Source organism: Caballeronia catudaia, assembly GCF_001544755.2.
Classification (GTDB): Bacteria; Pseudomonadota; Gammaproteobacteria; order Burkholderiales; family Burkholderiaceae; genus Caballeronia; species Caballeronia catudaia.
This window is the reverse complement of the sequence record NZ_FCOF02000013.1, coordinates 61,512-84,862: the sequence shown is the minus strand read 5'-3', so window position 1 is coordinate 84,862 and position 23,351 is coordinate 61,512. Positions and strand designations below refer to the sequence as shown.

23 protein-coding genes are annotated in these 23,351 nt (G+C 62.2%); 11 read left to right on the top strand and 12 right to left on the bottom strand.

What is annotated here, in order from left to right; genetic code table 11:
* Positions 1–10: 10 nt before the first annotated feature.
* The 3 genes from AWB75_RS16305 to AWB75_RS16295 are packed head-to-tail and all read right to left on the bottom strand — an operon-like array spanning position 11 to position 3,064.
* Positions 11–388, bottom strand: coding sequence for a c-type cytochrome (locus AWB75_RS16305; protein WP_061125128.1), 378 nt, complete (start codon positions 386–388; stop codon positions 11–13).
* Positions 385–2,106: an FAD-dependent oxidoreductase gene (locus AWB75_RS16300; protein ID WP_061125127.1), complete on the bottom strand. Its 1,722-nt coding sequence runs from the start codon at positions 2,104–2,106 to the stop codon at positions 385–387. The genes AWB75_RS16305 and AWB75_RS16300 overlap by 4 nt, the downstream gene beginning before the upstream one ends.
* Before the next feature lie 25 nt (positions 2,107–2,131).
* On the bottom strand, positions 2,132–3,064 hold the full coding sequence (locus tag AWB75_RS16295) for a transporter (RefSeq protein ID WP_235012127.1): 933 nt from the start codon (positions 3,062–3,064) through the stop codon (positions 2,132–2,134).
* 243 nt (positions 3,065–3,307) lie between these two features.
* On the opposite strand from AWB75_RS16295, the gene AWB75_RS16290 reads away from it, so the two are divergent.
* Positions 3,308–4,159 carry a helix-turn-helix domain-containing protein gene (locus tag AWB75_RS16290; RefSeq protein ID WP_061125125.1) on the top strand — a complete coding sequence of 284 codons (852 nt, stop codon included), beginning with the start codon at positions 3,308–3,310 and terminating at the stop codon, positions 4,157–4,159.
* Positions 4,160–4,170: 11 nt separating this feature from the next.
* Positions 4,171–5,136: a LysR family transcriptional regulator gene (locus tag AWB75_RS16285; protein ID WP_061125124.1), complete on the top strand. Its 966-nt coding sequence runs from the start codon at positions 4,171–4,173 to the stop codon at positions 5,134–5,136.
* A gap of 6 nt (positions 5,137–5,142) precedes the next feature.
* Here AWB75_RS16285 and AWB75_RS16280 read toward each other — a convergent pair whose 3' ends face one another.
* The 5 genes from AWB75_RS16280 to AWB75_RS16260 all read right to left on the bottom strand — a co-directional run bounded on the left by AWB75_RS16280 (position 5,143) and on the right by AWB75_RS16260 (position 8,681).
* A complete protein-coding gene (locus tag AWB75_RS16280; RefSeq protein ID WP_061125123.1) occupies positions 5,143–6,063 on the bottom strand; it encodes an AEC family transporter in 921 nt (306 codons plus the stop codon).
* A gap of 106 nt (positions 6,064–6,169) precedes the next feature.
* The gene (locus tag AWB75_RS16275) at positions 6,170–7,216 is read right to left on the bottom strand and encodes a catalase (protein WP_061125122.1); all 1,047 of its coding nucleotides are present in this window, start codon (positions 7,214–7,216) and stop codon (positions 6,170–6,172) included.
* A gap of 38 nt (positions 7,217–7,254) precedes the next feature.
* The gene (locus tag AWB75_RS16270; RefSeq protein ID WP_235012126.1) at positions 7,255–7,629 is read right to left on the bottom strand and encodes a c-type cytochrome; all 375 of its coding nucleotides are present in this window, start codon (positions 7,627–7,629) and stop codon (positions 7,255–7,257) included.
* A complete protein-coding gene (locus tag AWB75_RS16265) occupies positions 7,626–8,036 on the bottom strand; it encodes a hypothetical protein (protein WP_061125120.1) in 411 nt (136 codons plus the stop codon). Before AWB75_RS16265 ends, AWB75_RS16270 begins: the two co-directional genes overlap by 4 nt.
* 402 nt (positions 8,037–8,438) lie before the next feature.
* Positions 8,439–8,681 carry a hypothetical protein gene (locus tag AWB75_RS16260; RefSeq protein ID WP_235012125.1) on the bottom strand — a complete coding sequence of 81 codons (243 nt, stop codon included), beginning with the start codon at positions 8,679–8,681 and terminating at the stop codon, positions 8,439–8,441.
* Between the two features lie 378 nt (positions 8,682–9,059).
* Between AWB75_RS16260 and AWB75_RS16255 the strand changes: the two genes are divergently transcribed.
* The gene (locus AWB75_RS16255; RefSeq protein ID WP_061125118.1) at positions 9,060–9,527 is read left to right on the top strand and encodes a zinc-finger-containing protein; all 468 of its coding nucleotides are present in this window, start codon (positions 9,060–9,062) and stop codon (positions 9,525–9,527) included.
* 28 nt (positions 9,528–9,555) lie between these two features.
* Positions 9,556–10,029 (top strand): hypothetical protein, encoded by a 474-nt coding sequence (locus AWB75_RS16250; protein WP_061125117.1) that lies wholly within the window; start codon positions 9,556–9,558, stop codon positions 10,027–10,029.
* Positions 10,030–11,583: 1,554 nt separating this feature from the next.
* Here the strand turns inward: AWB75_RS16250 and AWB75_RS16245 are convergent.
* Positions 11,584–12,561: a ParB/RepB/Spo0J family partition protein gene (locus AWB75_RS16245; protein WP_061125116.1), complete on the bottom strand. Its 978-nt coding sequence runs from the start codon at positions 12,559–12,561 to the stop codon at positions 11,584–11,586.
* Positions 12,558–13,769, bottom strand: coding sequence for an AAA family ATPase (locus tag AWB75_RS16240; protein ID WP_061125115.1), 1,212 nt, complete (start codon positions 13,767–13,769; stop codon positions 12,558–12,560). Before AWB75_RS16240 ends, AWB75_RS16245 begins: the two co-directional genes overlap by 4 nt.
* 642 nt (positions 13,770–14,411) lie before the next feature.
* Between AWB75_RS16240 and AWB75_RS16235 the strand changes: the two genes are divergently transcribed.
* Positions 14,412–15,818: a replication initiation protein gene (locus AWB75_RS16235; RefSeq protein ID WP_061125114.1), complete on the top strand. Its 1,407-nt coding sequence runs from the start codon at positions 14,412–14,414 to the stop codon at positions 15,816–15,818.
* 25 nt (positions 15,819–15,843) lie between these two features.
* On the opposite strand, the gene AWB75_RS16230 is transcribed toward AWB75_RS16235, so the two are convergent.
* Positions 15,844–17,109: a YbfB/YjiJ family MFS transporter gene (locus AWB75_RS16230; RefSeq protein WP_061125113.1), complete on the bottom strand. Its 1,266-nt coding sequence runs from the start codon at positions 17,107–17,109 to the stop codon at positions 15,844–15,846.
* Positions 17,110–17,230: 121 nt separating this feature from the next.
* Here AWB75_RS16230 and AWB75_RS37065 point away from each other — a divergent pair, with 121 nt between their 5' ends.
* The 4 genes from AWB75_RS37065 (at position 17,231) to AWB75_RS39170 (ending at position 20,746) form a co-directional block, all read left to right on the top strand.
* A complete protein-coding gene (locus AWB75_RS37065; protein ID WP_143746447.1) occupies positions 17,231–17,512 on the top strand; it encodes a hypothetical protein in 282 nt (93 codons plus the stop codon).
* Positions 17,513–17,540: 28 nt separating this feature from the next.
* Positions 17,541–19,649, top strand: a complete 2,109-nt coding sequence (locus AWB75_RS16220; RefSeq protein WP_061125111.1) for a phosphocholine-specific phospholipase C — start codon at positions 17,541–17,543, stop codon at positions 19,647–19,649.
* 356 nt (positions 19,650–20,005) lie between these two features.
* Entirely contained in the window at positions 20,006–20,434 is a 429-nt protein-coding gene (locus tag AWB75_RS16215; protein ID WP_235012124.1) for an NUDIX domain-containing protein, read from the top strand.
* Between the two features lie 186 nt (positions 20,435–20,620).
* On the top strand, positions 20,621–20,746 hold the full coding sequence (locus AWB75_RS39170; protein ID WP_268807836.1) for a hypothetical protein: 126 nt from the start codon (positions 20,621–20,623) through the stop codon (positions 20,744–20,746).
* A gap of 166 nt (positions 20,747–20,912) precedes the next feature.
* Here the strand turns inward: AWB75_RS39170 and AWB75_RS16210 are convergent, their stop codons facing one another.
* Positions 20,913–21,116 carry a hypothetical protein gene (locus tag AWB75_RS16210; RefSeq protein ID WP_061125109.1) on the bottom strand — a complete coding sequence of 68 codons (204 nt, stop codon included), beginning with the start codon at positions 21,114–21,116 and terminating at the stop codon, positions 20,913–20,915.
* Positions 21,117–21,215: 99 nt separating this feature from the next.
* On the opposite strand from AWB75_RS16210, the gene AWB75_RS37060 reads away from it, so the two are divergent.
* Positions 21,216–21,407, top strand: coding sequence for a hypothetical protein (locus AWB75_RS37060; RefSeq protein ID WP_143746446.1), 192 nt, complete (start codon positions 21,216–21,218; stop codon positions 21,405–21,407).
* A 413-nt stretch (positions 21,408–21,820) separates the two neighbouring features.
* Positions 21,821–23,272: a glucosamine inositolphosphorylceramide transferase family protein gene (locus tag AWB75_RS16205; RefSeq protein ID WP_200822990.1), complete on the top strand. Its 1,452-nt coding sequence runs from the start codon at positions 21,821–21,823 to the stop codon at positions 23,270–23,272.
* Positions 23,273–23,351: the final 79 nt, after the last annotated feature.

Here is a 23,351-nt window from a genome sequence, read left to right as displayed (position 1 = left end):
GTTGTTTGATTCAATGCAGCGTGCGCAGATAAGCGATGATCTTTTGCCGCCGCGCTTCGTCGCCTTCGAAATAGGTCATCGCGTTGCCGGGCGCGACGGATTGCGTATCGGTGAGCCACGCATCGAGCAGCTTTTCGTCCCAGACCTTGCCCGCAGCGGCGGCCTTCATGCCCGCCGAATATTTGAAGCCGGGCTCCGCCGCCAGCGGCCTGCCGATGATCCCGAAGAGGTTCGGCCCTTGTCCGTTCGGCTCGCCTTTGTTGAAGGTGTGGCACACGGCGCAGTTGTTCGTCGCGAGCTTCTTGCCGAGCGCGGCGGTGTCGTCCTGCGCGTGAGCCGCCGCGCTGACTAGCGCGAGCATTGCAATAACATTAGTCATCCGAATCATGGTTGGCCTCCATTGGCGGATTGCGCCGCGCGATAGGCAAACGCGATGATCGGCCCGAGCGTGCCGCCGCCCGCCCAGTACGCCCGCGCCGATGCCGACGCCACGCAATTGCCCACGCCGTACAAGCCCTTGATCGGCGCGCCGCGCGTGTCGAGCACTTGACCGTGCGAATTGGTTTTCGGGCCACCTTTCGTATCGAGATTGCCGGCGACGATCAGCGCCGCGTAGTACGGCCCTTTCGCGGCGAGCGGATACATCGTCTCGTTCTTCTGATCGGCTTTCTTGCTGACAGGCCCATTGAACAGCTTCTCGACGATGCGCTCGCCGCGATGAAAGTCCTGATCGACGCCTGTCTTCGCGAAGCCGTTGAAGCGCTTGATGGTCGCGTCGAGATTGCGTGTGAAGTCATCGCTCAACGTGGCGCCGCCGAGCGCGCTCTGATACTTCGCCATGCGTTCCCTGATCGCGCTGGCAAGTTCCGCGAGCGTGTTGCCGCGCACAACATGCCGGTCATTCGATCCCTTCGGCACGATGAGACTGCCGTAGTCGTCGCTGCCGCAATGGTCCTGCGCCTGCTGATCCCAGATCGAAATGAGCGTGAGATTCGGATACTCGCCCTTCGCGCCGTCCCATTCGGAAAAGGTCGCGCAGACTTCGTTGTATGCGAGCTTCTCGTTCACCACGCGCTTGCCGTACTTGTTCACGTAGAGCATGGAATCGCCCGTCGGCGTGAAGATGCCGGACAGCGAACCGTCTTTCGCGATGGCTTTGTCGAGCGAAATGGGCGCCATCCACGAGTAGTTCATGTTGCGCAACTGCACGTCGAGCGCGCTGGAAATGCGCACGAAGTCGCCTTCGTTGGTCGGCGCGGCGCAGCCGCCGTACACCGCGCCGTGCAGGAAGTTCTTGCGCAATTCGGGATCGTGCGTGAAGCCGCCGGTCGCGAAAATCACCGCTTTTTTTGCGCGCACGCGATAGAGCGTGCCCTCTTCCGTCAGCGATTCGACGCCGATCACCGCGCCCGACTCATCCACGAGCACCTTCTGCACGCGACAGCCCGTCCTGATGTCGATGCCATCGCGCCGTGCCGCCGCGCTCATCGTGCGGATCGCGACGCGCCCGCCATCGGACATGCTCGGCAAGCCATCCTTCGGAAACAGCACGCGGCCGCGCGGCGCCTTATCTTCCGGCAATTCGGCCCAGTAGTCCGGCACCGCCGCTTCATGCCGATACGGCAGCGCGCCCTTGCTCGAAAGCAGTTCCGCCGCCGGCGATGCGCTGTCGTAGATCGCCTCGCACATCTCGTACTCCCAGTCGGAGAGGCCGAGCTTCGGTTGCGTCGCGTCGTATTGCTCGGGCCGCGAAAGACGCGCGACGTAGCGCATGTAATCGGCCTTTGGATCGGCGATGCCGGCGCGGCGCATTGGCTCGTTGTTCGGCACCCAGTACCAGAACGCGGCCTTCGCCGCCGTGCCGCCGACGCTGCCCGCCTTCTCCAGAATCACGACGCGGTTTCCCAGCCAGCGTGAAAAAAGCGCTGCCGGCAAGCCGCCGCCACCGCCGCCGCACACGACGACGTCGTATTCGGCATCGAACTTGATGTCGCTCGCGGCGCGCGCCGTCAACGACACCGCGCCGAAAGCGGCCGCTGCCGTGCCCGCGCCTGCGGCCTTGATGAAGTTGCGCCGCGATGCGGCGGGTTGAATCGTCTCGCTCATATTTGCCTCCATTGTTTCGATATGCTTACCAGTAGTGCCACGCCTGCACGAGAATTCCGTTGGTCAGCGTCGTATTGCGCCCCGCAACCGAGTGCTGGTACTGAATGGAAAGCTGGTCATACATCTTCTGATGCAGAAACGGCAGGCTGTTCGGCTTGAACTGGAACAGCACGCCGACGCCCACGGTCGTCTCGCGGCTCGCGCTATTCGCAACGGGCATCGCCGCGGTCTGATTGAACGTGCCGCCGCTCGTCTGGAAGTCGAGCCCGACGAAGGGAATCGCGAACGGGTTGTCCGGCGGCGAAATGCTGTAGCCGACGCGCAGGTTCAGATGAAACGAGTTGCCCGGGCTCAGATCGTCGTGGCCGGAACGCAGCGTGCGTCCCCGAAGAATGCCGCCGAGAAGCAGGTCGACGTTCACGTGCCCGTACCAGTCGTCGTAGAAGACGGATGGCCAGAACGACCACGTATTCGTCGATACGTCGTTCTGTCCGATCGGCACCTGCACATAGGCTTGCAGGCCGAGCGTCGTCGCGGGCGCGGGGTTGTACCAGACGAGCCCGCCGATCAACGGATCGCCGATGCCGCTCGCGGAAAACTGCGAGCCCTGCGTGCGAATCTCAGGCACGGTGATACTCGCGTTGAAGCCGACATGCGGCAGCGACGGGAGCTTCCAGTAATGAATGAACGTCGATAACCCGACGAACGTGTTCGTGCCCGGACCCGCAACCTGATTCCCGTGCGAATCGAACGCGCGGTTGTCGTGATTCCATTCCAGGTTCTGTCCGAAGGAATCGTAAGTGCCTTCGAAATCCGAGCTGAACTGCCAGGTTTGCGGGCGATCCGTCGCGAAGGGAATGCCGGCGGCGTGGGCCGTCATCGAGCTGGTCGCGCCGAGCATCGCGAGCGCGCATGCCAGGCGTATTCGTGTCGTTGGTTTCCTGTACCGCGTGTGCATCGTCGTCTCCGGTCGTTCGTGTAATGTGAGCGAACGTTACGAAGACGCGGCGCGCCGGTCTTTCAGGTTTTGCGGGATTACAGATTCCGGCGAACACGCGACGGCCGGATGCGGGTTTACACCGTGCACAAACGGCGCACGCGGCGTTCGCGAATCGCGACCCATCGGGCGTGCGGGCGCATCTATACTCGCGTGAACAGCGGCGCCCATCGGCCAAGCCGCGAAGACATCGGAGACAGGACCATGAGCGTCCATAGCGCCCAGTCGGCGGCGGGCCGCATCGATCGTTTCAAGGCGGTCGCAGGCGCGCCCGGACTCGAATACTGCATTTCGGGCCCGCGCCCCTATTCGCTGGAATTGAGCAATTCGTCGGACATGATCTGCCTTCTGCTCGGCACGATCGTCTCCGACACGAGTTACGACGACGGCCCCGCCGCGCCGTTCACCTTTCGCGCCGAGACCGCCGCGTTTCATCCGCGCGGCGAAAGCATGCGCATCGACGCGCACGAGGTGCGGCATGGTTTCATCGCGTTTCGTTATGCCGATGCGTTCGTGAACCGCATCGCCGATCGCAGCGCGGAGCCGTTGCGCCGCGCGGGCAGCCGCAGCAATCTCGGCGCCGATTCGATCCGGCATCTCGTGCGCTATGCGCGTCAGAAAGCGCAGGCCGAAACGCGCCCAGCCGATCCGTGGGAAATGCAGTGCGTCGCGACGCTCGCGTGGATCGAAACGACGCGGCATCTCGAACGCGCCGCGCGCGAGCGCAAGTCCGCGCTGACCGACGCCGGCTTCGCGATGCTCGAAGCGTATGTCGCCGATAACATCGACCAGAATCTCGCTTGCGCCGATATCGCCGCCGAGCTCGATCTGCCCGTGCGCGTCGTCTTCGATGGCGTGAAGGCGCGCACCGGCCATTCGCTCTATCGCTACGTGCTGGAAAAGCGCATCGACGCCGCCGCGCGCATGCTGCGCGCGAGCAGCGCGCCGCTCGTCGATGTCGCCGTTGCGTGCGGATTCTCGTCGCAGCAGCACATGACCGCGCTGTTCTCGGAGCGGCTCGGCACGACGCCGCTGCGCTACAGGAAAAGCGCGTAACAGGAGAACGCATGGACCTCTTCATGTCGATGGAGGCCTTCGTCCGCGCAGCCGAAGCGCAGAGCTTCGCGAGCGCGGCGCGGCAACTCGGCGTGGCGAAATCGGTGGTCACGTCGCGGGTGAAGCAGTTGGAGGAGCATTTCGGCGTCGCGCTGTTTCATCGCTCGACGCGCGCGGTGCGCCTGTCGGAAGTCGGCGAATCGTACTATCGCGATTGTCTGCTGCTCGTGTCCAAGGTGCACGAACTCTCGGGGCGCGTGAGCGCGGAGACGCAATCGCTCTGCGGCACGCTCAACGTGCATGTGCTGCCGGGCTTCGCGCTCGGGCATTTCTCGCAGGCGCTGATCGCGTTTCGCGAGGCGCATCCGCGCATCGAGTTCGTCGTGACGGTGAACGATCGCGTCATCGATCCCGTGCAGGAAGGCTTCGATCTCGCGCTGCAGATTTATCCGCCCGCGTCGAACCTGCTCGTCGAACGCAAGCTCTTTCCGGTGCGCGGCGTGCTGTGCGCGACGCCCGCGTATCTGAAGGACGAGCCGGCCATCGAGACGCCGCTCGATCTGCTGCGTCACGATTTCGCGCGCTACGCGCACTATCCGTGGGGCGACAACTGGCCGCTCATGAAGGGCAACGAAACTTACGAGATCGCGCTCAACGCCGTGTTGAAGACGAACAGCGTGCATCTGCTGCTCGAATTCGCCCGCGCGGGCGCGGGCGTCGTCTATCTGCCGACGATGGTCGCCGCGAGCGATCTGCTCGAACGCCGCCTCGTGCGCGTGCTGCCCGATTATGCTGCGCCGCCGCTGTGGCTGAGCGCCGTCTATCCGACATCGCATCGTTCGACGACCAAGGTGAAGGCCTTCGTCGACTTTCTGCGCGAGCGCTATCTGAGCGAGCCGCAATGGGACAAGGCGCTCGGCATCTCGCCGCCCGACGACGAAGAGCGCAATGTCGACGAGGAACTCGGCGATGTGTGAGCAGCGCTACAGCAGGTAAAGCCAGGCGAGCAAGGTGACGATGGACAGGAGCGTCGTCATCGAGATGACCGCGCCGACCACGTTTTTTTCGACGTCGTATTCGACCGCGAGCACGTAAGCGCTTTTCGCCGTGGGCACCGCCGCGCAAACGACAGCGGCGACGGTCGCGGGGTGGCCCAGTGCGGCCGCGACGCACAGCGCATACACGACGAGCGGCACGACCGCGAGCTTGAGCGCGGTCAAAAGCGCGTAGAGCGGCATGCGTCCGCGCAACTCGCTCAGTGTGAGATCGAGGCCGATCGCGAAAAGCGCGCAGGGCGTGAGCGCTTCTCCGAGTATCGTGAGGAAGGACGCGACCGGCGGCGGCAGCGTCAAGCCGCCGACGGACCATAGCAGGCCGCAAATCGTCGCAAGAATCACGGGGTTCGTCACGATCTGGCGAAGCAGCGCCGCCACGCTGATCTTGCGCGATGCATCGTAGCGGCTGACTTCGAGCAGCACGACGAGCACCGGAAACATGAGCGCGCCGACGAACACCGTCGCGACCGCCGCCGCGAGCACGCCTGGCTTGCCGTACAGCGCCTTCAGAATCGGCAGCGCGACGAAACCGGTGTTGGTCATCGAGACGGCGGCGGCGAGCATCGCGCTCGCGCCAAGCGCTGCGCCGCGCACGAAGCGCACGCCGAACAGCATGAGCGCGAAGCAGATCATCGAGCCGCCGCCGAACGCGGCGAGAAAGCGCCACTCGAGCAGCGAGCGGAGCGATTCATCGGCGATGGTCAGGAAAACCAGGGCGGGCATCGCGACGTAATACGCGAACCGCATCAGCGAGGGCGCGAGCGCATGCGGCATGTAGCCCGACACGCGCGCCAGCCATCCGGTCAGGATGATGGCGAAGATCGGAAGGATCATGCCGGCGAGATGCATGCTGGGCTCCGATATGCATGAAACGCCCTGCCTGGGGCGCATGTCATTATCGGAGAAAAGGCTCGCGCGACGCGCCGTTCTGCGCAGCCGCGCGATTGTCCGCCGTTCAGCGCGCGCTCAGCATGGCGCGCGCTTCATCGCTCGACAGCACGCCACGGTCTTTGCGATTCGCGGCGCTCGCGGCATAAACGGCCTTGCGCGCATGCGTGATGCCGAGCGGCGCGAAACCGTTCGCCGGATTGAACGCGAGCTGGTTGATGCGCGCTTCGTCATCGACCGATGGCGGCGCATCGATTTCGAGTTCGCCGACGGGCACCATCTCGGACTTCCACGCGACGGAGGCATCGTTGACGGGCGTCGTGGTTTCATCGACGAAAAATTGCACGCCGAGTTGCCACTTCACCGGGCCTTGCTGCAAGCGGCTGAGTACGTCGTCGCGCAGATAGTCGTCGCCGTGGCTGGGAGCTTTCGTCCCGGCGGGCGTCGATGGAAGCGGATGCAGCGAGTATTTGATCGCCGCCTGCCCGACCTGCACGACCGATCCCCAGTAGTGCTCGGTCGTCACACTCTCGACGCGGTGCACCGTCGTTTCCTTGAAAAGGACCGCCAGAATGCGCGCGGCCTCGACGGGGCCGAGCTTCGCCATCATCATTTCGCGCAGGCTCTGCGCGATGCCGCTGACCGGCCCTTCGGAAAGCAGCGCGACGATGATATCCGCGACCGCCATGAACTGAACCGAATTGCGCGCGTGCGAGCGGCCGCCTTCGTTGGTCATGAGCAGATCGGTTTCGGCGCCGTCGTCCGTGAACAACTTGATCGCGATGCCGCGCACGTCGGGTGACGTATCGGCCCGCGGGCACGGCTGTCCGTTCGAAATGCGGCATGCGACGCGATACGCAGCCGGCGCCCTCGCGAACATACCGAAGCGCGCGGCATCGGGAATATCATCTGCAATCCGAATTGTTCCGAATGCGCCGAGCACCTGTTTCTGATGCTGCGCGCGATCCACCTTGCCGTTCAGGTTCGTGTGGCTGCTCCTCGCGAGCTTTTGCTGCTGCTCGCCGATGGCCGTGACGAGCATTGCGAGCGTGGTGGCGTCGTCGAGCTTGTCGGACCAGCCGGTTCCATCGCTGCGTAACTGAGTTGAACTCATCGAAAACCTCCGTGTGCGGTTGAAGTCTGTTCAGATCGTCATTGGCGGCCTGGCATCGCGCCGGGGGCGATGCTTCCATCGGCGCGCCCGGCGAAGTAGCGGTAAATCGCGTCGATGCGGCTCTCGATCAGCGGAACGCCGCGGTATGCGGGCATGCCCATCGGCGGATTGCCGTCGAGCACCGCGGCGATGAAGCGCTCGCGGCTCTGCGTGCGCGCAAAGCCGACGATCGACGGCGCGGCCAGGCCTTCGTGATCCTTGCCGTGGCAACGCGCGCAGTCCGCGGCGCGCACGGCGCGCCAGGCGTCGGCCTCAGGCGCTTGTGCTGGCGTTTGCGCTGGCGTTTGTGCTGGCGTTTGCGCGGTGAGCGAGATCCCGAGCACGCACGCGGCCGTCCTAAGAAGCGTGTTCAACGCTTGCGATCGGAAAGACGGCCGACGAACTTCCATCCCTGATCGCGCATCCACACGTAGGTGTAGCCCGTGGGGCCGTCGATGAAAACGGTCATCGGCCGCTCGCTGCCCGACGCCTCTTTTTGCGGCTCCGTCGAGGCGGGCGTGATGCGCGCTTCCGTCGATTTGAGGCGTGTGTCGCGGTCGTCGAGACGCCAGCCGTCGTCATCGGCGTAAGTCAGGCGCGACGTTCCGCCCGAGGGTGTTTGCACAGCGAGCGTGATCGGACCGCTGTCGACATCGACGGCGATCGGGCGTGCGTCGGCGTTGTCCCCGCTGTTCGCGGCGACGCTCGTCTCGCAGAGCGCGCCGAGCGTCAGAGCGGCGATCGCAGCGCAGACCGCGCGTCTGGTTTGATGGGTTCTCATTTCGGATACCTCCTTGCTGGCCGCGTGGACGCGGCTATCCAGATGGGCTCATACATTAGAAGACGCACGTCGCCCCGACGAATGTGAGGCAAGAGTTCCGCGAGGGCCGGCGACATTGCGCCGCCACCGAATCAGGTGCGTCGCGCGAAATTTGCGTTCGGGCCTGTTCGCCGCGGATGAGGATTTGTCGTGTGGAGATACCGCCACGCGTGGCCCGCAAGAGGCCGTGTTGTGATGAGCCTTACTATCGGCCGAACGGTCGCCGGAAAAAACCACGCATCCGGAGGGAGATCACCCCGCCATTGGGGGACTGCGCGAAGAAGGATGGAGCTGGAAGGCGAGTGAGATCGGCGCTCGAAGGCGTCCCCGCCGCCTTCGGACCGACGCTTGCCGCAAGTTGCTTCACTGACCGCTATATATATTGCAGCTCAGTCCCGGCGTGCAGAGCTGAGACGTGCTGGTCCAGGCGTCACGCGCGGCGCCGCTGGCCTTGGTGGTCGACATCGTTCCGCCATAGCTGGAATCGGTCGTGGTGGAGACTGCGCCTTGCTGCGCGGTGCCGCTCGGTGCCGGGGCATCCTGCGCTAGCGCGCTCATCGCGAATAAAGCCGCGGCGGTTGTTGCCAATACAAGAGTCATTCTCATCGCCATCGCCTCCTATCGAAGAACCGGGGAAAATCTGGACGTTCGTGCACGGCCTGATCGACGGCGCGAAGAACGCGCCTTGCAGGATTCTCGTTTGACTGATTGGTGCGCGGCGTGAGCGAACCGTCGCGAAAGGGGGCCTGTAGGCTCCGCAAGCGCGTAGCTTGTAGTACGCACTCCCACCGTATACCGTGGATCGGAAAAGTAAATTCCCGATCGGCGCGAGCCAATGCCTGTGCGCGTGCCGGCGTTTTTGCGAACGATCTTGCTTAAGCAGGCTGCGATATCAACGGAGTCCGAAGCTTGTGTTAGGGCACGCTTCCGAAACGAACGGGCGGTTTTGCTATATTGGATTTCCCGCCCTGTGAGTTTCTGGCAATGCGTGTTGGCCGACCTGTCAAACCTCTACCCCATCCGAACTGCGACTACTGCGGCGCGCCCGCGACTCTGGCGCGCGCCGGCGATGAAGCCTATCCGTATCGCGACGACCACGGCCCACTCTGGATTTGCGCGGAATGTCAGGCGTGGATCGGCATTTTTCCGCGCAGCACGCGCAACGTTCCGCTCGGCCGGCTCGCCGATGCCCGTTTGCACGACCTGAAAGTGAAGCTTCACGCGGCGCTGGAGCCGCTCGTGCAAGCGAAGGTGCGGCGCGACGGCTGCAACGTCTTTGAGGCGCGGTCCAAGGGGATGAAGTGGCTGGCGCAGAAAATCGGCGTCGAACCGGACAAGTGCAGCATTCATACGCTCGACGCCGACCAGTGCGAACGCGCGATCGCGGTCGTCGAACATTTCGAACAGGAACGCGGTCAGCACCCTTCAGATTCGGCGATCGATGAACGTTAACCTGAAAAGGTCAACCATAGATTCTCGCATGTCACGCACTCTTCCTTTTCGGCGCTCGCCCCAGGCGACGCGCGCGCGGCTCACCAAGGCGCAATTGCTTCCCATCCCGCGCGCGGTGGCGGACGAGCTCGCGCTCGCCGCACATATGTCACTGACGGCGTTGCGCTCCGGCTCGCCGGACATCGCGCCCGCACAGCACATCACCGAAGCGATGTATCTCGCCAAGTTTCTCGCCGAAGCGGGCCACGGCGACTTCTCGCACGACGAACTGCTGCGCGCGGATCAGACGATGGCCGCCGTGTTCGACGCCGGCCGCGCTTCCGGTTCGTGGACGCTGGGCGCTGATGATTTCGATCGCCTCGCGGCGATCGTCTCGCTCTACGATCACCAGTTGCGACGCGCGTCGCTCGGCGCGCTGTCAGTCGCGAGCGAGCGGCTCGAGCGGTTCAAGGCGGGCGAGCCTTATCAGCCACTTCACGCGCGGAAGTCGGCGCCGCTTTGACGAGTTGGCGTTCGGTTAGGAAGCGGGTGCGCAAAGTCGGCTCGGAGCGGGCGCGTCGGCGCGATATGCGAATGCGCTTATCCCCGACACGAAAAATGTATTGAACGATACGTGTGCCCAGCCCTACGGTTGAGTTGACGGTTGCTTGCGGGAACGATCCGCTACCCGATGTGGTTATGCCGCGCTTCAAGACGTATTTCCGTGAAACAAGTTTATTTATCGATATAAATCGTTGATTTTTAACGATTTTATTTCGTCATTGGTCGATTCAAGTTGTTTCACGGAGATTTCTGGGTCCGGATGGGCGTGAATTCCACTTCGTCCTCCGCGCGAGTGTCGGGCTTCGATGAATCTTGGTTTGACAGCCGATTACTCCGCCATCTTGAAGCCGGCGCGACATGTGAATGTGGTTCAAGTCATCCGTAATAGCTTAGATTGACTGCGTACATTTAATGCGGTTGCGACGGGGATTTAAGAACTTCGCGACCTATTGGTTCTTTTGGCGACCGCGCGGGTTGCCGGTGATAGGCGTTTGACCCCGCGAACGAATTTCGTTTTGTCTGTCCCGGGCTGGCTCGCGCACGACGCGTGATCGCGGCTCTTTCTGTCATCGGTGTCTCGCTGCAGCGTCCTTGCGCTTACGACTCTACGCGTATCGGCTTTGCAAACTGGATGAGGGCGAGTGGTCGGACGCAGACGCCTCGACGCTCGGCAAGCTGATGGCGAGATGAAGTCAGCGATCGGAACGCGTGGGGCATCCGACGCGTTTTTCCGTCGTTCGGACTGGGCAGGCGGCACTCGGTAATGGTAAATGCGGGTGCGTGATGTGTCCGAATTCGGACAGTACGGCTCGCGTCTCTGTTACGCCAGCACTGGTTCCAGAGGGCAGGGTCCGCTTTTTGTACGAACGCACGTGACGTTTCAATTGACGAGACGCACAACATAGAAAGCAGAGCGAACTCGGCTCACTGATTCTTCCTGATCGTCCGCCCCTCTTCGCCAGCCGTTCTCGCTAATTGATCGGACAGCCCGCTGGCACCAATTTAATCCGTAGATTGAGTGGACCGCCCCATGTGAATTTGACGCTTCGGGCCGATCAAAGCGTTGCCCTCGCTGCAGTGATGCAGAGGGGAGAATGTGATCGCGTGAGGCGCGAGGCGTCGCTCATTGATTCGCGGACGGTGTCCGAATTCGGACACTTCTTGGGTAAGCAAGTTAGTACTGAGTTCTCGAACTGTCCGAATTCGGACACCCCTCGTGCATCGCGCTCGGCGCGCGATCGAGGAACGACGCACAACTGTTTCAAAATCACGCTCATATAGGGTCGGTGGTGTTGTCCCCCGCTGGTTATGCACGCCGCTATATGATCCTGCGCAGAGAAGCTTGGCGTCCAACTACCGATAGTGTCCGAATTCGGACAGATCACTACCCAGCCTTCGTTTAGTCCTCACTGTGCGCATTCGGACGCTCGTTTTTCTGACCGCGCGTGGACGCCAACTCACGAAGAACAAGAGCAACAGGCATAAAAAAACCCGCCGTAGCGGGTCGTGGCGATCACTCGGACTGGATAGAGAACATCTTTCCTATATGTTCTCTAAGTTGATTTTCCTGCTCTTCCGTCATCACGCCAGCTTTAAACTTGAACGTTAAACCCTTGACGTCCTTGGTGATACTTCCCGCCTGCACTTTGCCCGCGAAAATCTTGAGTATGCTGCGCCCCCCTGCGTCTGTGGCGGACTCTCCGCGACTGGCCTGCGCGCTAAGACTGGCCGCAACCTTCGTTTGCACCAGGTCGCCTGAGAGCACCTGTGGCCACAACTCCTGCAGCGCCTTGAGTCCCTGCTCGCCGGTCTTCTTGAGCGCGTTTGCAATATCCTGCGCTGAGGACGCGCCTAGCACTGACGGATTCAGATCGAGATCCCGCTTTACGAAATCCGGCAGCGCGTCGTACGCAAGAAAACGATAAAGATCGCTGCGGGTAATTCCCATCGCTTCGGCAAGCCGAGTTCTGTTGGGGAATTCTGCTTCCGCGCGGCGAATAGCAATCGCAATCTCGTAGTCAGAAAGATCATCCCTGGTGACGTTCTCCATCAACGCCAACGCTGCCATATCCTGATCCGTGCACTCGATCACCACGCCCCGGACCGTCGGCTTATTGATCAGCTTGTGAGCACGCCATCGCCGCTCACCCGCGACGAGCTGATATGACTCTCCAACACGACGCACCGTCACCGCCTGAAGCAAACCTACCTCGCCGATCGAGCGAGCCAGTTCCGCCAGCTTGGCCTCGCTGAACTGACGACGCGGCTGCCACGGGTTCGGCACGATAGCGTCCACGGCAATATCTGTATCGACTCCCCGTGCTTCGAGTTCCTGAATCCGAAGCTGCGCCGCGGCCAATGCGCTCGTGATGCCCGGCATCGTCTGCGGACCGCGGTTCGATTTGTCCTTTTTGTTCTCCCCTTTGAAATCCGCTGGCTTTGGAAGGTTGGCCGTTTTGGCCATGAGCTGTTCTCTGATGTTATTACTCATGCCGACTCCTTCCAGGATTTGACGAACATATCATCCAGCCATTTGGCATATTGCATCATGGGCTGCCGCACCCGCTGCAATGACTTCGCCGTCGAATGCGTGCTGACGACGTCCAGCGCGGTAGAAAAGGAAAGCGCTCCGCCGCTCATCACCGAGCTTGCTGGGATCTCGAACGGATCGAGCCATCGACCATACGCGCTTTGCGCCCACTGACGAACGACCGGCGCCGACGACGTCTTGCCGTAATCCACCTTGGACAGCAAAATCGAGATGAAGTCGTAGACCTTGTCCTCTTCATACGGGAGGAAGTCTTCCGCCACATCGGAGAACAGCCGCCAGAACGCCAATGAACTGATGAAGTCGAGATTCTCGGGAATCATCGGCATGACCAGCGCGTCGGCGGCAAGAAGCGCATTCAGGTTCATATAGGACAGCGACGGCGACGTATCGATCAATATGTAGTCGTACTGCGATCGCAGCGGCTCGAGTCCTTCGCGCAGCACGGCCCAGAAGCGGTAACCCTGAATCGTCTTTTGACGGGCGGGCAAGAGAAACTCCGCACCATATAAAAATGTGTGGCCTGGAATAATGTCGAGGCCATCCCAATACGTCGACTGCACATTCGCGCTCAAGCCGCCTTCCACATTCTGGTCGTAGATATAGGGGAGCACAGTGTCGTCGCCCGAGATCTCCTTCTCGGCATAGAGTCCACATAATTCCGACGCCGAAGCCTGCGGATCGAGATCGATCAACAACACCTTGCGGCCGAGAAGGGTAAGCGCTTGCGCGAGACAAACGGTCGTCGTGGTCTTGGCCGATCCGCCCTTGAGCTGCGCCGTAGTCAGCACCTTGCCGCGAAAAGTACTGTCGCCGTCGTCGAGACGCGTTTGGAAGATGTCGGACGCCAACTTCACCCACATCCGAACCTCGGGCAAAGTAAACGTCCGGCTGCGGCCGCTGCCGTTGAGCGTACCTGTCGGCAAACCACCCTCACCCTTCGTGACGAGATATTGAATCTGCTGCCGCGTCAGATTGCACATCTCGGCCAATTCGCCGATCGTATAGAAGGGCGCCAGCTTTCGCGGGCGAGGCGCAAGAATCTGCTCCCGAAGATTGTCGGAAAACGGTTCGAGGTTATCCGCGAATTCCGCGACTTCGCGAAGCGTGACCTTTCGATCTTCCATAGGTAGGGTGCCTACGTTTGCCATTCTGCGCTTTCTCCATGTATTGACGCCGAAGCGCAGAATACACGAATACGCGTAAACAAGGGGGCATTGCGCGGAGATTTAACCGTTCGGACGGGTATCAACCCCCATTCCATTGATTTTGAAGGGATTTTATGCCCGCTGGAAACGCAGTTCCGCATTTCCAGACGTGCCGATCGCATGCTTCGCACATCCCGATTCGATTCCTCTGATGTCCGCACAAAAACCGTCCCTGAGACGGTTTTTGTGTAACCTCGACCTCCTTCAGTTTCCCAAGCGTTATCAACGACTTAAGCCCTGAACGCATCAATCGCGACGGTAAACTCCATTTTGTTCGTTAAGTTATTTTGTAAACCTCAACCCGCAAACCCACATACAGGCGCAAACTTTTTCCTTTGAAATCAACGATAACGCCTGTGGATAGAGACGGTTTCTGTGATGACTGAGACGCTTTTTGTGCGTGCCGGGACGCAAATTGGGCCGAACGAGACGAAAATTGTGGTGACCGGGGCGGAAATTGTGATGGCGACGCAGGACCGGGACGGTTTTTGTGCGAATCCGAGCGTGAAAAGAGCGGGGTGGTTTTTGTGTTGACACCCCTTGTTCGCCTGTTAGAGTGCCGGGGATCGAAGCCGAATCGGAAGCATGGAAAACCAAGATTTCACTGTCACCCCGCAGCAGCTGGCGCTGGACATCTACGAAGACATGTCCGCGCAGGGCTCGGCTATCTGCGAGTCGACGAGGGATATAGGTTTCCTGCGCAACAACATTTTCACGCGTGTGGGCGGTCTGGGCATCGCCGCACGGCGCGTGCTCGACGCGGCGTACTTCATCGTTGCGACCAAGTCACCGGAAGAACTGATCGACGACAAGGTCTACACGTTCACGGCCGACATCAACTACTTCAAGTGGCTGATGCGCTACGACAGCCGCAATCACAGCCACCTCATCGCGCAAATGAGAGCCGCGGCCCGGGCGCGCGTCGAAATCATGACGGCGCCGTCGATCGAAGAACTCACCGAAAAGGACTCGTGGGGAACCATCAGTCTCCTCGGCGACTGCTATATCGAGCGCAACGTCGTCTGCATTCTGCTCGCCGGGCGCGTCATCAAATATCTGATCAGCCCGTACAAGGCGCACTGGCTCAGCCTGCGGGCATCGACGGCTTTCTCGCTTTCCCTCGCCCGTGCGATCTACGACCGTCTCATTCCGTGCGAAGGCCACGGCGTGACCGAGTGGTTCGCGTACGACGACGTGCTGGAGTGGCCGGGCAAGGTCGGCGAGTCGCGCAAGGAAGTGAAGGAGTTCAAGAAGCATTTTCTCGGACCCGCCATCGACCAGCTCAACGAAGTGTCGGATTTCGATGTGAGCTGGGAGCCGAACGCCGAACGCGTCGCACCCGAGAAGCTGAAACTTCGCTTTCGCTTCACGAAGAAGCAGGGCGCCGATGCCGCGCGCGCCGGCATCCAGGATTCGATGTATCTCCTGCTACACAACGAGTTCGCCTTCGATACGCCCGACTTCGAGCGTCTCGCCAAGCGCCGCGATGTGTGGACCGACGAGCGGCTCGAGCAGGCGATCGAATATACGCGCTACAAGCTCAACGAAGGCAAGGTGACGGTGAGCCCGCGCGGCTATCTGTTCAAGGCGCTCGAGGGAAATTACCGGATTGGCGAAGCGGACCGGAAGATGGCGTCCATCAAGGCGAAGCAACTCGAGGACGACAAGAAAGTGCGCCGCTCACGAGACACGGCGCAGGCGCATCTCGAAGCCAGCATCCAGGTTCAGAACGACACCGCCAAGGCCAAGATGAGCGAAGAGATCCGCGCAGGCCGCGAGTTCTTCGAGTCCGTCGATGCGGCCGCGCGCAAGGAGTTGTGTCACTCGTTCGTTAGCCAGTTGATCCCGCAACGGCTCATCGAAAAGCAAGGTTTGTCGCGCGAGAGTTTGAGCGCGGACAACATTCTCACGGTCAATCGCGTGGTCGCCGACGCGTTCTGTTCCCACGTCTTCGTGAAGATGAAGAAGGCGCGCGCGGGTGGCCCCGTCTGAGCTTCGTTCGGCATCCTTCCTACCGTTATTCAGCTCCTACCTTCAACGGTTTCTGCCAGCCCGCGAGCACCGCGCCCACCGCCAGCACGAGCGCGGAATAGACGAGGCCACGCGTCAGCCCGGCGCTGTCCGACACCTTCCCGATCACCACCGGCCCGACGATCTGCCCGAACGCGAACACGATGGTGAATGCGTTGATGCCCCGCGGCCACTCGTTGGGCGGCAGGTTGTGCCGCACGAATGCCGTCGTCGATGCCACCGCGGACAGGAACGTCGCGCCGAACAGCGTGCCCGAAACGAACGCCGCCAGCGGATGCGCGAGCATCGCGGGAATGAGCGTCGCGGCGGCGAGCAGGGCGTTGAGGATCGCCAGCGCCTGACCGCCGCGCATGCGATCGAGAAGCCCTGACCACATCCGCGCCGATACGACGGTCGCCACGCCCAGCAGGATATAGAAGCCGGTCACCACGGCCGCGCTCATGCCGGCGTTGCGAAGCAGGGCGACGATGAACGTCATGTAGCCGATATAGCCGATGCCGAAGCATCCGTAGCCGGCGAGCGCGAGCGCGAAACGCCGCCGCTGCACCGGGCCGCTGCGCACGGTCCCCGCGCCCGAACGCGTCGCCGCCAGCGGATGCACCGATTCGATCCGGCGCGCGGCCCACACCGCGATGCCCGAACACGCGGCGCACGCGGCGGCCAGTGCAAACCAGGCGAAGCGCCAGCCGTGCGCGACGGGCAGCACTGCAAACGGCACGAGTATCGACGAGATCACGATGCCCCAGCCCGTGCCGCCGTAATACAGGCCGATCACGAGGCCCGCTTCGCGCGGCGACAGCGACGCGAGCCGCGCCGCCAGCACGCCGCCGCTCACGAAGATGAGCGCGCTGCCGATGCCCGTGGCGACGCGCAGCACGAGCAGCGCGTCGGTATCGGTGGTTGCGCCGCTTGCCGCCATCAACACCGCCGTCGACGCGCAGCCCGCGACGAACAGCGTCCGCGACGCGACGCGCGTCGACAATCGCGAGAAGGCGAGCGCGCCGAGCAGATACCCGAACGCATTCGCCGTGTTCATCGCACCGGCCTGCGCGAAGTTCCACGCGAGGTCGAGCCGCATCGGAGGGAGCAGGAGCGCGTAGGAAAAGCGCGCGAGCCCGAGCGCGATCGCACTGCCGAGCGAAAGCGCTATCGCGAGCAGAAGTGCTTGCCTTCGACCGGTCTCGTGGACGCTCGCGCCGACCGCGGCTGAACCATCGGAAAGCTGTGCACTTGCATCGTCACGCGGATTCACGCTCTTGTCGTCCTGTGGATGAACAGGCCAATGGTATCGCGGACCGGTCACATTGCTTACACAGGCGATGGCTAAGCTTCGCAGCGCTGCGTCGAACGCACGACCGAAGCCGGAGAACCCGATGTCGACTGTTACAAGCCGCTACACCATCGTGGCGCGAATCGCCGTGTGCGCCTGCGCAATCGTTTGCGGCTGCGGCCAGTCCGAATCGCCGTCATCGGACGCTGCGGCGCGCAGCGAGCCGTCCGCATTACCGGCAACCTCCGCGACGAGCGAACTCCAGGACTGGGCGAAAGAAGCCACGGTTAGCGCTTCCGCCGCCTCCGGCACGCCCGCGCAACCCGCGATGGCGCGCGTCGCCCCGGAGCCGCTCGCGACACCGGTCATTCACACGGTCGAGTGACCTTCCTTTTCACTTCCCCGCTAAACGAATGAAAAACAAGAACCGACGTGACTTTCTGCGCGCGGCCGTCGAGGCCGCAGGCGCGACCGCCGCGCTGAACGTGATGCCGCTCGGCATTTCCCAGGCGCTGGCGATTCCCGCGAATAACCGCCATGGATCGATCGAGGACATCGAGCACATCGTCGTGCTGATGCAGGAGAACCGCTCGTTCGATCATTACTTCGGCACCTTGCGCGGCGTGCGTGGCTTCGGCGACAAGAGCGCCGTCACGCTGCCCAGCGGCAAGCCGGTCTTCAATCAGCCGGTCGCGGCGGGCGCGGGCGACGTGCTGCCGTTTCATCCGGACGCGTCGAACCTCGGCCTGCAGTTCCTGCAAGACCTGCCGCATGGCTGGACGGACGGGCAGGGCGCGTTCCACGGCGGCCTGTACGACCAGTGGGTGCCGTTCAAGGGCACGACGACGATGGCGTATCTCGAGCGCAACGACATCCCGTTCCACTATCAGCTCGCCGACGCCTTCACGATCTGCGACGCCTACCATTGCTCGACCAACACGTCGACCGATCCGAACCGCTACTACATGTGGACGGGCTATGTCGGCAACGACGGCGCCGGCGGCGGTCCGGTCGTCGACAACGCGGAAGCCGGCTACGGCTGGTCCACGTTTCCCGAAGTGCTGGAACGCGCGGGCATCTCGTGGAAGATCTATCAGGACATCGGCAACGGGCTCGATGCGAAGAATGGCTGGGGCTGGACGGATGACGCGTACATCGGCAACTACGGCGACAACTCGCTGCTCTACTTCACGCAGTATCAGAACGCGCAGCCCGGCAGCCCGCTCTACGAAAAGGCGCGGCGCGGCACGAACGCCGCCGCCGGCGACGACTACTTCGCGATCCTGAAGCGCGATGTCGCGAGCGGCGCACTGCCGCAAGTCTCTTGGATCGTCGCGCCCGAGGCGTTCTCCGAGCATCCGAACTGGCCCGCGAACTACGGCGCGTGGTACATCGATCAGGTGTTGCAGGTGCTGACGTCGAACCCGGAGGTGTGGAGCAAGACGGCGCTCCTCATCAATTACGACGAGAACGACGGTTTCTTCGATCATCTCGTGCCGCCGTTCCCGCCGGCGTCGAGCGCCAACGGCCTCTCGACCGTCGATACCCGCGCGGAAATCTTTCCGGGCAGCGCGAAGTACGCGAGCGGTCCCTATGGCCTGGGTGCGCGCGTGCCGATGCTGATCGTGTCGCCGTGGTCGAAAGGCGGCTGGGTGTGCTCCGAAACCTTCGACCATACGTCGGTGATCCGCTTCATCCAGAAGCGCTTCGGCCGCAAGCACGGACTGGCCGAGCCGAACATCTCCCCGTGGCGACGCGCGATCTGCGGCGATCTGACGTCCGCGTTCGACTTCCGCACTCCGAGCAGCGCGATGCCCGCGCTGCCGGCCACGAGCGCTTACGTTCCGACCGACAAGAAGCGGCATCCGGATTACGTGCCCGTGCCGCCCGTCGCGCAGACGACGCCAAAGCAGGAGCCGGGCGTGCGCGCCGCGCGCGCGTTGCCGTACGAGCTTTTCGTGCGCACGCGCGCGGACGCGTCGAAAAATGCCGTCGCCTTCGATTTCGTCAACACCGGCAGCGCGGGCGCGGTCTTTCTGCTCTATCGCAACGCGAGCGCCGAGCCGCCGCGCACCTACACGGTCGAAGCGCACAAGCGACTCGCCGACCGCGTCGCCGCGAATCAGGACGGCAGCTTCGATTTTGTCGTCCACGGCCCGAATGGGTTTCTTCGCCGGATCGCGGGCAAGGCCGGCGCGCAAAGTTGGTGGTCGCGCGAGCAGGCCGCGCCGGAAGTCGCGGAAGGCTACGACGTCGCGAACGGCAATCTGCAACTGCGGCTGGACAATCGCGGCACGGCTGCGTGCACCTTCAGCGTGACCAACGCATACGATCCGTCGAAGACCATCACGCGGCGCGTGCGTGGCGGCGACACCGCGCAGGTCTATGTCGATTTGCGCGAAGCGCACGGCTGGTACGACATCGAAGTCAAGGTCGATACGGATCGCGCATTCCTGCGGCGCCTCGCAGGTCACGTCGAAAACGGCCGCGACAGCATGAGCGATCCCGCGCTCGGCGCATGACGCACCCCCGCTGATCAGGCATTGCCGGCCGCGCGTCATGGCGCGCGGCCGCGCATCACACGGCAGGATCGCCCCCATCCGCGCACGCAGCGGAATCCGCCCGACCCGCTCAGGCCCACGCAACATCGGTAAGAGACGCGCGGACGTGTGGCGCCACGCGCTTACGTGGGACATGCACGCATTGCGCAGTCCGCCGAAGACTGTAAAGATCGAGGGGCACACCAGTTCAACCTCACGATGCAGACGTCTGCGAGATCAACACATGGCACGCGGTAGCCGCAGCGTCGAATTGCATCGCCAATCCAATAACGAATTGGGGTGCAACACCGGAGACGGGGATGAGAGAACGGGCAACAGTGCTGCTGGTGCGTCGCCAGTCAGTGCTTCTGGTCCGGGAGCGCGGCGGTCCGTGGCTGCTCCCGGGCACAACGGTTGAATATGACGAATTGACGATTGTTGCGGCGATCCGAGCGCTGCACGAGGACACCGGTGTCGCGGCGAGTGCCGTCGCTTTTCTGTTCGCGCAGGTTTCGGCCCATCACTTGCACCATGTTTTTCGCATCGCGATTCCGGACGACGTGCATCCACGGCCATCGGCCGGCGGCAGACTGCACGAACTGCTATGGGTCGATGCCTCGCAACTCGCGCAAGTCAGCGCGACGCCGGGCACGCGGGCCATCCTTCATCGGGCGATGGGCGGCATGCGCGAGGCCTCGCGGCCGGCGTGGAAACACGACGCCGCCGGGCCGGACGCCGCTGCGGGCATCGGCAGGCGCTGGCGCTGAGTCGTCCGATTAGCCGCGGTTTTTCGTCTGTCGAAAGAAGGCAGGTACTTTTTTCGCTGAAAATGAATACTTTTTCGGCGAGGATGAGCCTATGCTTCCGTTGGATGTGCGCTGACGCTCGTTCAGTTCGACGAGTCGACAGCGACGCGTACGGACATATTCGCCCTTTGAATGGCGGAGGAAACCATGAAACTCGTCATGTTCGCCGGGACCGTCGGATTCTTTGCCGTGGTCAGTCTCTCGCTGTTGGCCGTGGCGGACATTCTATTGGCGCCATCTGACAAACCGGCCGAGAGAGAATGGCTCGCGTGAAAGAATTCGGAGTTTCTTTTGGCCGATCACAGATTAAATCGTCGGTCAAATGGTCCGGCTGGGACTGCGCTGAATCGTTCAAACCGGATGGGCAAATTCAAATTGCGCAATTCGACCTTTCGGAATTCGGATTTGCGTATTAAAACTTCTCTATCGGCATCCTGATTCAATCGCGCGGGCGTCGTCGCTTGCCGGGCCGGTCGTGCCGGCGCTGCCGCATCGCGTCGGCAACCCGTGCTACCGCTGCGCCGTTGCCGCTGGTCAGATGAACAGAGGCGATTTCCCTCATTTGTTCCACGATTTGCACAGACGCGACTTGTCTGAAAATGAGGCTCATGGCGATTGCGCGGAAAATGGGCGGATTGACCATGTGTTAGAATTGAAGATTAACGAACGTTTGTTTCGGTAAAAACTTTCGGCGGCATGTTTTATAAAATGCTTGATACGGCGTGGTGAGCGCGGAGGAAGCATGACTGTGGTCGGTGTTATAGGCGCAATTGTTTTTTTCGCAATAATTGGCCTGGCTTTGCTGGCAGTAATCGAAATTATTTTTTCGCCTTCCTCGCGGAATAAGGCAGAAGAAACGAGCGAATCGGGTCATAAGCGGCCTGCCTGGTATCGCAAGCGCGAAGCCGTCGTGCATCGCGATGAAGGGCCTTGACGCGCCCGGTGCGTCGACCCGGCTTATTCACTGAAGTCCAAAGCGAAGTTCTCCATACCGCAAACCGGTTGCTCAGCCGCTCCAGGCTTGCCGGTCATCGCGCGGTTCAGCATTGCGGAACAGCCGTTCCAGTTTCCTTCATCCCAGTTTCCTCATCCCATTTACGCTCGCTGGATTGTGTGCGATAGCGCACCGCATGCAAGTTCCCCAGACTTTAGTCTTTTTTCGCATCGGTCAGTCACTCGAAATGGGTTGACCGTCCACTGTGAGAGCGCTGATCAAAGCGCATATAGGCAGTTAAGCGTTTATGTACAGGCGGCCGCGACGGGCCGCCATTAAATCGAATCAAAACAAACGCGGCCCCATCGAGTGAAGCGGAACTCGAATATCTGCTGCTGAGAGAGAGAAGACACATGGCGCAATCCTCGTTTCCTTCCGTGCTTCAGTGGTGGACGAACATCGAAAAGCGTCTCTATGGCGACTCCTTCGACGCGGCTCGTACCGACGCTCCCGCGCACGCCTCGCTCATCGTGCTGTATGACGGGCACGAGAACGTCGAAGCGCTGTGGAAGGCGTTGCTCCAATGCCGGACGCCGCATATCCAGGTCGTCTGGAAGTCGCCCGAGACAGGCGAGATGCGTCTGCTCGCGGAATCGCACGTCGCGATACCGGAGAAGCTCTTCTTTCTGAAGTCGCTGCAGACGAGTCATCACCGCATCGACGTGCTCGTCGAGCGTGCGCGCAAGCGTCTGGATGCCGCCGGGTCGCCGCAAGCGTTCCCGCTCGTCGAGAGCGAGGCGAGGCCCGCTTTTCTGTCGGGGCTCACGTCGGCCTGGTTCGCCCTCCGGCATCTGGGCAGGAAGGTGCTGAACCAGCCGCTCAAGGTGCTCGTACAGCGCGGCCACTGGGTACTCGCCTATCGGCACGCCGACACGGCAGCCGATTCGCACGCCGACAGCGCCACCGATATGAACGAAAGCCGCGGCTGGATCACGCTTCCCGGCCTGCCGACGGAGTTTCACGCCGATCCTTTCCTGTGGCGCGGCAAGAACGGCGAATATCACCTGTTCTTCGAAAGCCTTCCCTACGACACCAACCGCGGCACGATCAGCCATATCGCGTTCGATCCGGCCACGCAGTCGTGGCAGGAGACGCCGCGCATCGTGCTCGAGCGCAACTATCACCTGTCGTATCCGTTTCTGTTCGAGCATGAGGGCGAGATCTTCATGATTCCGGAAACGTGCGGCAACCGGACGATCGAGATGTACCGCGCGGCGTCGTTCCCGTCCGAATGGGTGCTGCACAAGGTGATCATGCGCGACATCGTCGCGGCGGACACCACGCTGCATTTCGATGGCAAGACCTGGTGGATGTTCACGAGCATCGCGGAAGACGGCGGACCGAACTGGGACGAGCTGTCGATTTTCCATTCCGACAGCCCGTTCGGCGAATGGACCGCGCATCCGATGAACCCGGTCGTCTCCGATGTCCGTCTCGCGCGCATGGCCGGCAACCTGTTCACGGACGCGCAGAACCGCCTGATCCGTCCCGCGCAGAACTGCGAGCGCGAATACGGCGCGGCGCTCGCGTTCCGCGAAATCACCGAGCTCACGACCACGACTTATGCCGAGCGCACGGTGTCGGTGCGCAATCCGCCGCGCGGCCAGCAGGGCGTTCATACGTGGAATTCGGCGGGCGCGTTCACGATCATCGATATCAAGACGCAGCTTCGCAAATGGAATCCGTGGCGCAGCCTCACGAAGCGCGCGCCGCGCCAGGCCGGCCCGGCGCCGGACGCGCGCCCGCAAGCCAATCAGCGTGTGGGCCGACGAACAGAAGAGGCCACGCGCGCCGGCATACATTGATGATTCACCGGAGCGACGAGAACGCGCCGCGGGCGGCCATCCGCGCGCGCGGGTTGCACGTTCTCCGGCGAGGCAGCCC